Source organism: Gallibacter sp. Marseille-QA0791, assembly GCF_965119705.1.
Taxonomy (GTDB): Bacteria; Bacillota; Clostridia; order Peptostreptococcales; family Anaerovoracaceae; genus Lentihominibacter; species Lentihominibacter excrementipullorum.
In genome coordinates this window covers 2166654-2181633 of the sequence record NZ_CBCPMH010000001.1, presented here as the reverse complement: position 1 = coordinate 2181633, position 14980 = coordinate 2166654, and the positions used below count along the sequence as shown (strand labels likewise).

14 protein-coding genes are annotated in these 14980 nt (G+C 49.9%); 5 read left to right on the top strand and 9 right to left on the bottom strand.

Translation table 11 applies throughout. From position 1 onward, the window contains the following. Positions 1-77: 77 nt before the first annotated feature. Genes ACQY69_RS10020 through ACQY69_RS10010 form a run of 3 tightly spaced genes read right to left on the bottom strand, consistent with a single transcriptional unit; the run spans position 78 to position 2880 of the window. A complete protein-coding gene (locus ACQY69_RS10020) occupies positions 78-1349 on the bottom strand; it encodes a histidine phosphatase family protein (protein WP_428260382.1) in 1272 nt (423 codons plus the stop codon). A gap of 2 nt (positions 1350-1351) precedes the next feature. Then, positions 1352-2182, bottom strand: a complete 831-nt coding sequence (locus ACQY69_RS10015) for an XdhC family protein (RefSeq protein WP_428260381.1) — start codon at positions 2180-2182, stop codon at positions 1352-1354. Between the two features lie 29 nt (positions 2183-2211). Further along, positions 2212-2880: a class I SAM-dependent methyltransferase gene (locus tag ACQY69_RS10010; protein WP_428260380.1), complete on the bottom strand. Its 669-nt coding sequence runs from the start codon at positions 2878-2880 to the stop codon at positions 2212-2214. A gap of 442 nt (positions 2881-3322) precedes the next feature. On the opposite strand from ACQY69_RS10010, the gene ACQY69_RS10005 reads away from it, so the two are divergent. The 5 genes from ACQY69_RS10005 to ACQY69_RS09985 all read left to right on the top strand — a co-directional run bounded on the left by ACQY69_RS10005 (position 3323) and on the right by ACQY69_RS09985 (position 7518). Continuing rightward, positions 3323-4159 carry a hypothetical protein gene (locus ACQY69_RS10005; RefSeq protein WP_428260379.1) on the top strand — a complete coding sequence of 279 codons (837 nt, stop codon included), beginning with the start codon at positions 3323-3325 and terminating at the stop codon, positions 4157-4159. A gap of 182 nt (positions 4160-4341) precedes the next feature. After that, positions 4342-5133: a molybdate ABC transporter substrate-binding protein gene (modA, locus tag ACQY69_RS10000; protein WP_428260378.1), complete on the top strand. Its 792-nt coding sequence runs from the start codon at positions 4342-4344 to the stop codon at positions 5131-5133. A gap of 34 nt (positions 5134-5167) precedes the next feature. Next, complete coding sequence (modB, locus tag ACQY69_RS09995) at positions 5168-5839, top strand: molybdate ABC transporter permease subunit (protein WP_428260377.1); 672 nt, start codon at positions 5168-5170, stop codon at positions 5837-5839. After that, positions 5840-6502: an ATP-binding cassette domain-containing protein gene (locus ACQY69_RS09990; RefSeq protein ID WP_428260376.1), complete on the top strand. Its 663-nt coding sequence runs from the start codon at positions 5840-5842 to the stop codon at positions 6500-6502. Beyond that, positions 6499-7518 carry a molybdopterin-binding protein gene (locus ACQY69_RS09985; protein ID WP_428260375.1) on the top strand — a complete coding sequence of 340 codons (1020 nt, stop codon included), beginning with the start codon at positions 6499-6501 and terminating at the stop codon, positions 7516-7518. The genes ACQY69_RS09990 and ACQY69_RS09985 overlap by 4 nt, the downstream gene beginning before the upstream one ends. 173 nt (positions 7519-7691) lie before the next feature. On the opposite strand, the gene ACQY69_RS09980 is transcribed toward ACQY69_RS09985, so the two are convergent. The 6 genes from ACQY69_RS09980 to serS form a co-directional block, all read right to left on the bottom strand. Beyond that, positions 7692-7988 carry a DUF2325 domain-containing protein gene (locus ACQY69_RS09980; RefSeq protein ID WP_428260374.1) on the bottom strand — a complete coding sequence of 99 codons (297 nt, stop codon included), beginning with the start codon at positions 7986-7988 and terminating at the stop codon, positions 7692-7694. 320 nt (positions 7989-8308) lie between these two features. Beyond that, complete coding sequence (locus tag ACQY69_RS09975; protein WP_428260373.1) at positions 8309-9547, bottom strand: iron-containing alcohol dehydrogenase; 1239 nt, start codon at positions 9545-9547, stop codon at positions 8309-8311. Between the two features lie 131 nt (positions 9548-9678). After that, entirely contained in the window at positions 9679-10707 is a 1029-nt protein-coding gene (locus ACQY69_RS09970) for a C40 family peptidase (protein WP_428260372.1), read from the bottom strand. A 163-nt stretch (positions 10708-10870) separates the two neighbouring features. After that, positions 10871-12064, bottom strand: coding sequence for a pyridoxal phosphate-dependent aminotransferase (locus ACQY69_RS09965; RefSeq protein WP_428260371.1), 1194 nt, complete (start codon positions 12062-12064; stop codon positions 10871-10873). Between the two features lie 96 nt (positions 12065-12160). After that, positions 12161-13639 carry a sodium/proline symporter PutP gene (gene putP / locus ACQY69_RS09960; protein ID WP_428260370.1) on the bottom strand — a complete coding sequence of 493 codons (1479 nt, stop codon included), beginning with the start codon at positions 13637-13639 and terminating at the stop codon, positions 12161-12163. Positions 13640-13687: 48 nt separating this feature from the next. Then, positions 13688-14965 (bottom strand): serine--tRNA ligase, encoded by a 1278-nt coding sequence (gene serS / locus ACQY69_RS09955; RefSeq protein ID WP_428260369.1) that lies wholly within the window; start codon positions 14963-14965, stop codon positions 13688-13690. Between the last annotated feature and the right edge of the window lie 15 nt (positions 14966-14980).

Genomic DNA, 14980 nt, shown 5'->3' with positions numbered 1-14980 from the left:
ACTTCCAATGAGTGCTCTTCATCATGAAAGAAGTGGAAAGAAGGAATTTTACAAAAAATAGCATCGGCATCAACGGGTCAGCGGAGAATCTCCACCACTCGAAAATCACCCTTGGAAAGAGGCTCCCAGCTATCGTCCACCCGTATGCCCCGCAGATTATTTTCCAACGCTCTTATGACACCGCTATGGCTCACTATCACCACATCACGGTTATCGTCCTCTTTCAGTATCCTCCTCAGCTCCTTCACCGCTCTATACTGCATATCATAGAAATTTTCGGCACCGTTTCCTGTCTTGAAAGTGAAGATGTCCTGCCCCCGCCTGGCGTACTGCTCCGGGTACTTTTCCCTTATCTCGCGGACCGGCCTGCCGTCCCAGGGTCCCAGGGATATCTCCCGCAGTCTCCGGCTAAGCTCCAGCCTCATCGGCAGCTGTCTGTCGGATCGAAATTGCCGGCTCAATATCTCAGCCGACTGGACTGCCCTGGTCAGGTCGCTGGTATAGATGACTTCCGTTTCCGGCCGGAGCCGGGCGATCTCCTTTGCTGTCCGTATCATCTGCTTCATGCCCTCATCGCTGAGGGGGACATCGTACCGGCCTATGAACATTTTCTCCCTGTGCTGTCGTGTCTGTCCATGCCTCACAAGGAATATACGCCGTCCTTCGGCCAGCGACACAACATCCTCACGCCTGCGGCCTGCTTTCAGGAATTCCTGTATTTCCGCATAGCCTTCTAACGTATCCATGTCCAGCAGGCACCCTTCATCGTCCACCGGTATTCTCACCATCCTGTCCCAGTGTCTGTCGGTCACAGCCTTCAGCCCGCCGCCTCCTTCGTACCTGGATATCTCATCCGCATATTCTCTTGGGATATACAGAGGATGTCCTTTCTTCCCTTCAAATACCGGTACATAAAAATCTGATCTGTTCTCCCCGGTGCCGGCCACGATTTTCCCGAGCATTTTCCCTATGACGCCGCTGTCTATCAGAGGACAGTCCACCGGCATCAGAAAAAAGCCCGCGGCATCGCTATACAGCTCTGCCGCGCGCCTGATCCCCATCTTTATGGAAGAAAACATACCGTCATCGTAATTTTCGTTGTAAGCTTCGATCGCCCCGATTTTTTCCAGCACCGGCTCCAGCTGCTCTCTTCGATGACCTGTGACTACGACCAGTTTCTCTATTCCCCCGGCTCTGACACTGGCAGCCAGTCTTTCAAGTGCCGTAGTCCCCTCTATGGGAAGCAGGGGCTTGAATTTCTTCATCCTCGATGAATACCCCGCCGCCAGTATTATCGCTGCAAATACCGGCTCCTCCATTTTCAAACTGCCCTTTTGTATATCAGACATGTCTACTGACCTCTGTTTTTTCTGGCTCTTTCGCTGATTATCTCAGCTACTATGCTTATAGCGATCTCCTCCGGAGTTTCCGATCCTATCTCCAATCCGATAGGGGCATGTACCTGCTCCAGCTGTTCATCAGTGACTCCCTCCTGTTTCAGAGCATCGTAAAGCAATCCGTTCTTCCTCCTGCTGCCTATCATCCCCAGGTAGGCAAATGGCCTCCGGAGAGCCTGGCGAAGCACTTTGAGATCTCCTCTGTGGCCTCTTGTCACGATTATTATATAACTGTCCTCATCGGTCTCTATATCGTCGAAGGCGTTATCGAAATCGTCGACTACGATAGTCCTTGCTGCCTTCGGATATCTCTGTGGATTGGCGTATTCCTCTCTGTCGTCGATGATCACAGTCTTAAAGTCCACATGGCGCAGCACAGGCTCCAGCGCGTAGGCCACATGGCCTCCTCCGAATATATATGCTGTGCTTGCCAGCTTGAATTCCTCCACGAAATCCCCCGGATCATCAGCCGAGATATAATCTATCTGTATTGTGGCGTCTCCTCCACACCCCATGTCAAGGGCTCCCTTCTGCTTTTCATCCAGCGTGAACTCGTAGATACGGCTCTTTTCCCTGGTTTCGAATGTCTTACGGCACAGCTTCTCAGTCTCAGCCTCCAAAAGTCCGCCGCCTACAGTTCCTATGGTGGAGCCGTCCTGTCTCATCAGCAGAACCGCTCCTTTCTTCCTGGGAGCCGATCCCTTGGTATCCACGACCTTGGCGATGACAAAATCCTGCCCCTGCTCCAGCAGATCACGCGCATAATATGACAACTGTTCCGACATCTTCTTTTCTCCTTCCTACATTATATATATCATGCTTTCGGCTTCTCCGCCACCAACAGGAATCTTCCTGTCTTGCCGTCTTCTCTCCTGTCGCCTTCCTGCGGACCGGCCTCCACCGCATCCGTCACATCTTCAAAGATTTTTATCACATATCCCGTCTCTTCCAGCTGACGTTTCAGCGGTCCTTCATAAAAGGCTCCGTCGAATCTGAAATCGACGAATCTGACAGGGTCGGTCTCACAGTCTCCTTCCTTATGTGGTATATTGCTTTGCCGTTGTGCCTCTATGGCTACCGCTTTCATCTTTTTCGGGTCAGGATCTTTATGATATTCATCCACGATGACCAGTCTCCCACCCTTCTTCAGAACACAATAAGCTTCGTGCAGCGCTTCGTCCGGGAGGTTTATCAGCCTCAGCACATCCTGCATGAACACACCGTCGAATGTAAAGGACGAATAATCGTCCAGGAATTCTCCATCACCGAACTTCACAGCTATGTCAGGGTGCTTTTCCCTGGCTTCGCTTATGGCTGCCAGGCTGATATCGATACCTTCGGCTTTCAATCCTTTTTTCTCCGAAAAATAGGCCACATCATCTCCTGCGCCGCAGCCGATATCCAACACTCTGTCTCCCGCTTCCAGCGATGCCAGCTCCAGCCCTCTTTCTGTAATATCGAATATATCCTTTTCGTATGTCATCACATTTCCGCGCGCTCAGCGCCCGACCTCCTTTACTATCCGTTTGTCACCTATTATATCCGCCGCTCTGCCCTTAATCAAGACCAATAGCTGATCGTATCGGCCGGAATCTGACTTCGAAAATATTTTTGTTGTTCTGACAACATTTGTATTGACAAAACAGGTGTCCTGCACGTACAATGATCCTGTAGATAATTACTCCGTTTTTGCGGGCTGCCAAACCCGCATAGAACTGATAACAACAACTTTTGCTAACTGCCTACGCGCGAAGCTGACATGTTGTGAAAGCATGTCCGGCTGCGCGCTTTTTCTTTTTTGCATTATCAAAACAACATTTTTTCATCTTTTTTAATGATCTGCTATATGATCCCGCCATCTTTCAGCGCCCCCGTCAGCCATACATATGGTATAATTGAATCACATTCTACTGCGAGGTGTACAAATGATAAAGATTTCTTACCACGATTGCAAACGCGATATGGAGCAGACAAAAGATATCCTCCTATTTGCCAGAGACTCCTACGCTCCTGCGGAGGAAGGCGTTTCCTCTTCCTCCCGCACAAGCCGCAGGTCCTGCGGATATCTGTTTTTCCCCGGATGTCGCCTGTGCGGAGCCGAACCAGAGATAGTCATCAAGATCTATGACTCCATCCTGTTCCAGCATCCGGACACTGCCATCCTCGTGGGCCCTTGCGGCAGCGATGCTGTCCGCGATATGTGGCTGTCTCTGGGAAAGCCTGTAGTCGTCACTCCCTGTATGGAATGTATGGCCAGGCTGCGGGAAGGCTCTCCTGATATGGAAGTCCTGTCCCTCTATCAGCTCCTGCTGGACATGAACGTGAGCGGAGGCTGCAATTCCGCGAGCTATACTCTGTTTGAGGCTGAAGGAGATGAAAGGTATTCCGCTGACGATGAGACCAAGGCGGCCATCATCGCTCTTGCGGAGGATATGGGAGCCTCGATCAGTCAGGGCAGCGACAGTCAGGGCAGCGACAAGGTCCTGCCGTATCTGACCTGCTGCATAGATTGTCGCGACTCTCTGAAAAAGCAAGGGCAAGACGCGGTCCATATCCTGGAGCTCATCTACGGTATGGGGGATTCCAACGCTCACATGGAACACGAACATGACCATGGGGATAGCTGCGGCACCGTCTCCGAGACTGAAGGCGCCGCTTCCGCTGCAGCTGATCACGACCCGGCCGGCGGCCTCCCTTCAGAGGAGCAGCGACTGGCCAACATCAGAGAGCTGATCACAGCCATTCCCGCGCTTATGAGATAATTGTATCAATAATGCAACACTTTCGATACAAAAGCAAATATATTATACTTTTTTAAGCAAATTAAGAGCGTTTCATGTTGTTATGACAATATGTACCGCTCTTTTTCTATGTTAAAATATTTTTGAATAAAAATATTGTTGTATTGCTACATTATCAATCATTAAAAAGTACAGGAGGAAATATGAAGAAAGTATTGACTATCGCGACAGCCATCATCATGGTCATGTCAATGATGCTGCTGGCAGGGTGCGGCAGCAACAGCGAAGACAGCGCTGAAAAACCTGAAGTTACCGTTCTGGCAGCGGCAAGTCTGACAGATGCCCTCGATGAGATCATCGCCGAGTACGAAAAGGACGCCGAATGCACCATCACACCTAGCTACGCGGGCTCCGGAGACCTGGTACAGCAGATAGAAGGCGGCGCGCCTTGCGACATCTTCATCTCGGCATCCGTTTCCAACATGGATCAGCTTGAGGAAGGAAACTACATAGACACTGAGACGAGAACAGACATCCTCAGGAACACGCTGACCCTCATCGCCACGGCCGAAAAGGCTGATGTTGTGACGATGGACAGTCTCACCACGGACGCAGTTGGAACTATCGCCATCGGCGAACCTGAAACAGTTCCTGCCGGCCAGTATGCGTCCCAGGTATTCGAAAACATGGGCATCACAGATCAGCTGACTGACAAGATCGTATACGCCAAGGATGTTCGTGCGGTACTCAACTATGTTGAGACAGGCGACGCAGACTGCGGTTTCGTTTACAGAACGGACGCTATGCTCCTGGATGAGGAAAGCGGTTCCATCATCGATGATGTTGACCAGAGCCTCTACGATGAAGTCGTATATCCTGCGGCAATCATGAAGGATGCTCCTCAGGCCGACTATGCCGCTGATTTCTTCGAATTCATGCAGAGCGATTTTGCCAGAGAAGTTTTCGAGAAGTACGGATTCACTGTAAATTTCTAAACACCGCAACCTTTTGGATTTGAATCGAGTAGATATGTTTGATCCTATTATTTTATCACTTAAAGTCGCGACGCTCGCGACGGTAATAGCATTTTTCCTGGGAGTGTTCTTCGCATATCTCCTTACGAAGAGGAACGTACCCGGCAAAAACGTATGGGAGACAATACTGATCCTCCCTATGATTTTACCTCCATCGATAGTAGGTTATCTGCTCTTGAAGGTTTTTGGAAGAAGAGGCCCCATAGGGGCTTTTCTTCTTGATACCTTCGGGGTTCAGGTGGTTTTCACCTGGATAGCCTGTGTCATCGCAGCGTGCGTAGTCGCGCTGCCTCTTATGTATCAGAACGCAAAAGGAGCCTTTCAGAGCGTCGACCCCAGCTATGAGCTGGCGGCCAGGACCCTGGGAAGCAGCCCTTTCAAAGTTTTCAGGACTGTAATCTTCCCACTGTCGGGACCGGGCATCGTCAGCGGCGTAGTTCTCACCTTTGCCAGAGCGCTGGGCGAATTCGGAGCCACCCTGATGTTGGCAGGCAATATCCCCGGCAAAACACAGACCATCCCTACATCTATATATTACGCGGTCGTGGTAGGCAGAGATGATGAAGCCATGGCTCTGGTAGTCGTAATGGTAGCCTTCAGCTTCGCTTTGGTATTCGGCCTCAATCTCTGGCTGAAAAGAAGAAAGAGCAAAGGAGGTCTGATGTAAATGGCAGTGTCCTTCAAATTGATAAAAAAACTCAATTACTTTACACTGGACGTGGAATTCACCATGGAAAATGAACTCCTGGTCATAGAAGGCTCCTCCGGCGCGGGAAAGACGACCATACTCAACTGTCTGGCCGGCATCATCACTCCTGATGACGGGAAAATCACCATTGACGACAAGGTCCTTTTCAGTCATACTGATAAGGTAAATGTCCCTGCTGAAAAGAGGAACATCGGCTATCTCTTCCAGAATTATGCCTTGTTTCCCAACATGACAGTACGCGAAAACGTGCTCTATGGATTGAAAAACAAAAAGGAGTACAGGCGCAAGGCTACCAGGAAGCCTATGCTGGAATATGCCGATAACATGATGGAAATGCTGGGGGTAGCCCATCTGGCCAAGAAAAACTCTACTGCTATATCCGGTGGTGAGAAGCAGCGTGTCGCGCTGGCCAGAGCGATGGTGACCAGACCGTCTCTCCTTCTCCTGGACGAGCCCTTCTCAGCGCTGGACGAGAACACCAAGGGAAAGATATACGAAGAATTCCTGGATTTCAAGGAGAGCCTGAGGATACCGACGATCCTGATAACTCATAACCATCGTGAAACCGAGCTCTTCGCCGATAAAAATATCACCCTGAAGGAAGGTAGGATAATCAAATGAAAGAAGTCGCCGTAGAACAGGCCGTAGGAACTGTACTTGCTCATGATATCACTCAGATAATACCGGGCCAGTACAAGGGCCCTAAATTTAAAAAAGGACATATAATCGCAGAGGAAGATATCCCCCTGCTGCTCTCCATGGGTAAAAAGCATCTGTTCGTCCTGGAGAAAAACGATACCGATGTCCATGAGAACGAGGCCGCCTACAGAATAGCCTCTAAAGCCGCTGGCGAAGGCATAGAGCTGACAGAACCGTCGGAAGGTAAGATAGAACTGAAGGCGGCTGTTACCGGCCTCCTGAAGATAGATCGCGAAAGGCTGTATCAGCTGGTTTCTCAGGATGAAATAATGTTCGCCACCATACACGAGAACATCGTGGTCCGTCAGGGCGAGAAACTGGCCGGTACCAGGATAATCCCACTTTTCGTAGCTGAAGAAGTGCTGAAAAAGGCGGAAGCCATCCTGGGAGATACCCCTATCGTGAAGATCGTCCCTCTGAAGGAAATGAAGGTCGGGGTCGTAACTACCGGCAGCGAGGTATACAACGGTATCATAAAAGACGCTTTTGGTCCTGTCCTTGTAGAGAAATTCGGTAACCTGGGCAGCAAAGTTGAAAAGCAGCTCTTTGCAGATGACGACGATGAGATGATCGCCGACTGCATCAGGCAGCTGATAGATGAGGGCATGGATATAGTAGGCATCACAGGCGGCATGTCTGTCGACCCGGACGACAGAACGCCGTCCGGTATCCGCAAGGCCGGAGGAGAAGTGATCAGCTACGGAGCGCCTGTCCTCCCCGGCGCCATGTTCATGTTGTCATACATAGGGGATGTTCCCGTTGTCGGGCTCCCCGGCTGCGTAATGTACAGCCGCACAAGCATCTTCGACCTGATAGTACCAAGATTGCTGGCAGGAGAACGAATAACCAAGCAGGATATCAACGGACTGGCTCACGGAGGTCTATGTCTCAACTGCAAGACCTGCACCTTCCCGGTATGCGGCTTCGGGAAGGCGTAAACGATAAAAAAGCCCAAACCATGATGCAGATAGTTACATCCGTACATCTCTCTATGAATACGAGGAAGAGGCCGCCGCATCATACCCTGATACGGTGGCCTCTTTCTCCATGTGTGCTTATTTGGTCATATATTTTCACGAAAATCCCGCTTTTTCCGATGCTTCATTCCACCTCAATTATCGATCGGCCCCGCGCCGTGCTGCCGCAGCACATTTGTCAGAGCTGATGCGCTGCTGCTATGTGCCCTGGCTATCTGTATCTTGTTCCTCCTGGCTTCGCTGACCGCGCTTTTCACCATCTTGTGAGACACCGTATTAGTCAGCAGTATCATAAGGTCCGGCGTCCCCAGATTCTTTTTGAATCCGCTCCGCTCCTTTACGAATACCTTTGCATCACATCCATGCTTCTCACAGATCTCCTCATATTGACGGACCATTCTCTCATGCCCTCCGATTATTACCACACTCATTACATCCTCCTGTCCTCGATGTATATCCTTCCTTCTTCCGGGGGTTCGCTTTTATCGGCGTATCTTATTTGCTGCCGGCAAGCGTACCGCCTGCATTTACAGTTATTAGTTTCTGTTGTTTTTCGCTTGGTTAGTTTTTGCTAACTCAACTTTTTAAATATACGGGCAATATTTCATGCCCGTATATCCGTCTTTGTTATTTTAGGCACTTAAGTTATTGTTGACTAACTTTTTTATTATGATACTATTTTTCAAAAGTTTTGTCAATAGTTTTATCGGAAAATTTTTCCCTTTTCCTCTTTTATGGGTATCCACGTCTGCTATTTCTCCGGACTTCCAGCTATCTGTATTATCAGCTTCTCCAGCTCCTCCCTGACTAATATCTTCGGCACCGGATACAGCGGATTCGCTTCCTCCGCCGCCCACCGTGCTATAGTTGGCACATCCTCGGCCTTGATACATCTCAGCTTTTCCGGGATCGTCAATTGACGATCAACACTTCTTATCCAGTTTATGAAGGCTATCGCCTTTTCCCTATCGGATACAGCCTCTGCTGCCCTTCCTCCGGCCATGATCCCGCAGGCATCAGCCAGCTCAGCCAATCTCTCCTCGGCGTAGCTTCCATAGGCCTCCAGCACGTAAGGCAGCAGCACAGCCATGACTTTTCCATGAGGGAACCCATATAATCCTCCTATCCCATGTCCTATAGCATGAACATACCCGACACAGCCGCGGGTGAACGCTCTCCCGGCAAAAAAAGCAGCAAGCTGCATTTTCCTCCTGCCGTCGACGTCGCCATCATTATGGTATACCTTTATCAAATTATCATGGATCAATTTTACGGCGTCTTTTGCCATCTTATCTTCCCGCTCTGTGTTGTAAGTCTTATTGATATACGCTTCTACCGCATGGCAGAGTGCGTCCATGCCAGTATAAGCAGTCATCTCGGGAGAAAGACCGACCGTGAGGGCCGGATCCAGCACACACACATGAGGGATTATAGATGGATCGTTTATAGACTTTTTTCTATGAGTTACGCTGTCAGATATCACAGCTGCCATTGTCGTCTCAGAGCCTGTTCCGGCGGTCGTCGGTACAGCCCACATCAACGGCACATCCTTTCTGTGACGGACTTTCAGCGCGCCCTGCAGCTGTTTCACACTCTTCCCCGGTCTGGCGATGCGCGCCGCTATAGCTTTGCCGCAATCCATAGGTGATCCGCCTCCAAATAGCACCATTCCCTGACATCCCGCCTCCCGGTAGCGTCTCGCCCCTGATTCTACCTGCTCATCAGTGGGATCTGAAGTGAGTTTGTCAAAGATCACGTATTGTATGGCTCTGCGGCTCATAATATCCAACATGGACTGGGGAATACCACGCTTCATCATACTGGGTCCCATCACTACCATGACTTTGTTTATACCTTGATTTTCGATGTCATCCACCATTCTCTTCAGGGCCTCATCCCCTTCAAGAACGTCAGGCGTATGCCACGGCAGCGCGTACATGACCGCTTTCATCACCGCCTGGAACAGCCTGCAAAACATCCTGTATATCATTTTTCTCTCCGTGAAAACCAGCCTCCCATCGGCAGCGAGCCTTTCTCCTGCCAAATAATCAGGCTGCCTCGCCGAACCATTGCCGGTCGACGGGCAGCCTTGTTTTCCTACCTTATTCTTTTTATGTCAGATCATTCTATTATTCTTCTTACCGTAGTGATCGCCCCGAAGCTCTTAGCTGTCGAAACGATTATACCGCTTCTGGAATTTGCCGCGTGGACGATATTGCCGCCTCCTATATAGATAGCTATATGCCCTGAGTAGCAGATCAGATCTCCCGGCTGGGCTTCACTGTACGAAACGCCTTTACCGCAGTTGGACTGAGGTCCCACCGTCCTAGGAAGCGATATACCGAACTGGGCGTATACGCTCTGTACGAATCCGGAACAATCAGCACCGTCAGTAAGACTTGTACCGCCATACTTATATGGATTCCCCACGAACTGTAATGCGAAATTGGCCACAGCGGCACCGCTGCCGCTTCCCATGACCTGACCGCCATAATCAGCTCTGACCGTATCCTTAGGTCTTTCCTTCGTACCCTTATATACTACCGTATCGACCGACTCATTGAGCAGAGCCGTATCGATCACCTGCGATGTAAGCACAGCGCCGTTGACGCTGGTTATCTCATTTGTTACGATCTGATCCCCGTCGGAGCCTTCGCTCTTGACTTCACTCTGTCCCTTATACAGTTCATCACTGTCTTCATACTGTGTACCGGCTTCTACCTTTTCCACCGAGCCTATCTCAGCGTTGATAGTTACCGAGAACAACGGATCCTCCTGACTGTTCTCCTCCAGTATATAGTTGACTGCTTCCTCTTCCGTAAGTACTGTAGGGGCCTTCTCTCCGCGACTGAGGCTCTTGTTGTCGACGCTGAGCTCCTTATCCACCGATATGGAGTTTATCTGGGCGCCGTCAGGCGTATACTGCTTGATAACAGTTTCTATAACTCTTTCCGCCGTTTTGGAATCCTCCACAAGGAACAATTCCTCATCTCCGGCCTTTACGACATATGGATCTTCTACCTTCGTTCCGTCCGCGTATACCGCGTACGGCTTTGTCATATTCAGGACAACCACTGACGCAACTGCCAGAATTACAACCGCTGCTGTCACCACAAGCGCTTTCTTGTAATTCCTTAAATTTGTAATCATAGTTTCCTCTCTACTGAAATAACTATCACTTATTGAAGAATACGGATTTATTATACAGTACCTGTTCTTCTATTTAAACCCAGGGGGTAGGATTTTCACACAAACTTCAATTTCTGTTCGTCCTCATAAGGTAGTCAAATGTGTGTTCAACCGCAATTCTGTCCTACTGCCGCAGCCCGTATTCCTCCGCCAGTTTTTTGAATCCTGCCATGGAATTCACTATGGTATCGTAGGAAACACAATAGGCCAGACGGACATATCCCGGACACGCGAAGGAAGTCCCCGGTACCATCAGAATATTATACTTTTTTGCTGCCGCGCAGAACAGATTTTCGTCCTCCACCGGAGATTTGAGGAACATATAGAACGCTCCCTCAGGCTTTACGCAATCGAATCCGCATTCCTTCAGCCCCTCATACAGCGCAGTCCTGTTCCTGTCGTAATACTCCAGATCCACCTGGACATCCACACACCTTCCGATGACCTTCTGCTGTAACGACGGAGCATTGACGCACCCTATGATCCTGTTGGCGTTGGACGCTGTATCAAAGACCATCTGACTGTCCTCCAGCTCCGAAGGGATGACCAGATATCCTATCCTCTCTCCCGGTATAGACAGAGACTTACTGTATGAATATGCCACGATAGTATTATCGTAATACTTTGTCACGTAAGGCACTTCCACTCCACCATACGCCAGTTCTCTGTACGGTTCATCGGAGATCAGGAAAATAGTCCTGCCAAGCTCCTTCTGCTTTCTGTTCAGGATATCGGCTATCTGCTTTATGGTCTCCTCGCTGTATATGACTCCTGTAGGATTATTTGGCGTATTGATGAGCACCACCCTCGTTTTGTCCGTTATGAGCTTTTCAAAGCTCTCCAGATCAGGATAAAAAGTCTCCTTATCAGTCGGCGCCTGTACCACTTTCCCATCGTAGTTATCCACATACCAGTTATACTCCAGGAAGTATGGTGCAAAGATTATTACCTCTTCTCCCGGATTAAGTATGGTCTTGAAAGCCACGTTGAGCCCGCTGGCAGCTCCTACCGTCATCAGGATATTTCCGCTGTCAAAGGATGTGCCGAATCTCCTGTTGAGAGACTGAGCTATAGCCTCTCTTACGTCTTCAAACCCGGCATTGCTCATATACCCGTGGATCGTCCCCGGATCTTCCTCGTTGAGGATATCTATTACAGCCTGTTTTATCTCATCAGGCACAGGGGCGTCAGGGTTACCCAGGCTGAAATCGTATACGTTTTCGGCCCCGAACTCAGCCCTCATCTTGTCCCCTTCCTCGAACATGGTCCTGATAGCCGAGTTATTAGCCATCAGCGGTTTCATTTTATCTGCAATCATGTTATTTCTCCTTTCTGCGTACGACCGTGATACCGCAAAACAGCACTCATCGCTGTATTTACGATATCGCAGAGGATCCTGGCTGTTCTTTCAGGATCATATCTCAGCATCCTTCACCGATTCGAATTCTTCTACGATTTCCTTAGATGGTTTCGTCAACAAGCTGAACACTATGATAGCCAGCGACGAGAACAGGAATCCCGGTATTATCTCATATATGTCGAATACTCCTCCCGACAGGTTGTACCACAGCAGATCTGTCACTCCTCCTACGATCATGCCGGCGATAGCTCCTGCCAGCGTCATTCTTTTCCAGAACAGCGAGAAGAGGATGAGAGGTCCAAAGGTCGCCCCTATGCCGCCCCAGGCACAGGACACCAGACTGAATATGGAGCTGTTAGGATCCAATCCCAGGAAGATCGCTATGACCGATACAGCGACTACTGCTACACGGCTGACCCATACCAGCTGTTTTTCTTCTCCTTCTTTCTTGAAGAGGATGGCGTAAATATCTCTCGATACCGACGAGGCTGTGACGAGAAGCTGGGAGCTGGCTGTACTCATGGTGGCTGCCAGGATGGCTATCAGCATCACTCCTGCCAGAACAGGGTTGAAAAGGGCGTCTATCATTTCCATGTAAACAGTCTCACCATCAGCCAGATCAGGCATGAATGCCTTTCCTATGAGTCCTACCAGAACAGCGGCCGAAAGGGTAAGCACCACCCACACCATTGCCATCCGTCTGGATGTCTTTATCATTTCAGAATTCTCTATAGCCATGAAACGCACCAATATATGGGGCTGGCCGAAATATCCCAGTCCCCATCCGAGAGCGGACGCCAGCAGCAGGCTGTCTATATGCCCGCCGGTGGTTTCAGGGAAAAAGTGCAGCGTTTCATCGGTAAGCTGCGCCAGGTTCTCCGCTACCGCGCCAGGGCCTCCCACATGTACGCAGGCCACGATAGGAACGATGAGCAACGCGAAAAACATGATTATGCCCTGTATTGTATCTGTCCAGCACACAGCGGTGAACCCGCCAAGAGCTGTGTAAGCCAGTACGATGATGGCGACGATGATCATACCCATAGTATAATCCATGTCGAATACAGTAGTGAACAGCTTCCCGCCTGCCACCATCTGAGACGAGGTGTACACAAGGAAAAATATCACAGTAAATATTCCCGATACCATCCTGAGTATGTGCTTCTTATCGCGGAAACGGTTCTCGAAAAAGTCAGGCAGCGTAATGGCGTTCCCCGCCACCTGAGTATACTTTCTCAGCCTCCTGGCGACGAAGAGCCAATTGAGATATGTTCCCAATGCCAGTCCAACGGCAGTCCAGATAGCTTCCGATGTGCCGGCGTAAAGTATGTAAGCCAGTCCCGGAAGTCCCGTCAGAAGCCATCCGCTCATATCCGACGCCTGAGCTGACATGGCCACAGCAATGGGCGGAAGCTTTCTCCCGCCCAGGATATATTCCGACATGTCGTCTTCTTTGTTGTAGTACTTCATTCCTATGACCACCATGACGCCCAGATATATGACGAACACAGCGGCTATGATTATCGTGTCCATTGTTTTTCTTCTCCTTGCTGTTTGGTCTCGGGGAGATCCCTGCTCCCCCTATTTTTTCTCTATCCTGTCTACTCCCATATATTGCCTCAGTGCCTCCGGTATCACTACCGAACCGTCTTCCTGCTGATAGTTTTCCAGTATAGCGGCCACTGTCCTGCCGACGGCAAGTCCCGATCCATTGAGAGTGTGGACGAATTCCGGCTTCCCCTTTTCAGCAGGTCTGAACCTTATGTTGGCTCTCCTGGCCTGGTAGCTTTCAAAATTACTGCATGAAGAGATCTCCACATATCTGCCGTAGCTAGGCATCCACACTTCGATATCGTACGTCATAGCCGACGAGAAGCCCAGATCTCCCGTGGAAAGTCTCACCACTCTATATGGTATCTCCAGTCTCTGAAGGACTTCCTCAGCTGCTCTCGTCAGGGACTCCAGCTCGTCATAAGACGTCTCCGGCTTTACGAATTTGACCAGTTCGACCTTGTTGAACTGATGCTGTCTGATGAGTCCTCTGGTATCACGTCCGGCTGAACCTGCTTCTTTTCTGAAGCATGGCGTATAGGCCGTGTAGTACACCGGCAGTTCCGCCTCATCCATTATCTCATTCATCCTCAGATTAGTCACAGGTACCTCTGCCGTAGGAATAAGGAAGAAATCCTTTGCCGGCACATGGAACATGTCATCTTCAAACTTAGGAAGCTGGCCTGTTCCTATCATAGCGTCCCTGTTTACCATGAAAGGAGGCAATATCTCCGTAAATCCGTGCTCTTCCGTATGAAGGTTAAGCATGAAGTTTATCACGGATCTTTCCAGTCTTGCTCCCATTCCCTTGTAAACGGTAAATCTGGTCCCCGCTATCTTGGCAGCCCGCTCAAAATCCAGGATATCCAGATCGGCTCCCACATCCCAGTGAGCTTTCTGCGGAAAATCGAACTCTCTTGGTTCTCCCCACTTTCTCAGCTCCACGTTAGCGCTGTCATCGGCTCCCACCTGCACGTCCTTATACGGAGTGTTAGGCACATTGAGAAGGGCATCCCTCAGATCAGCCTCCACCTGGCTCACCTGAGCGTCGAGAGCCTTGATCTCTTCCGACAACTTTTTCATCTCCGCCATCAGCTGGCTGGTGTCCTTTCCTTCTTTCTTCATCACCGGTATCTGTCTGGAGGACACACTCTGCCTGTTTTTCATCTGTTCCACTTCAGCCAGCAACGCACGTCTTTTCTTATCGTATTCCAGCACCTTGTCTATACCAAAGTCGCCCTGTCCTCTGGATTCGACGGCTTTTTTCACATTGTCAAAATCGTCCCTTATCCTCTTGATATCTAACATTTCACTTTTCCTCCG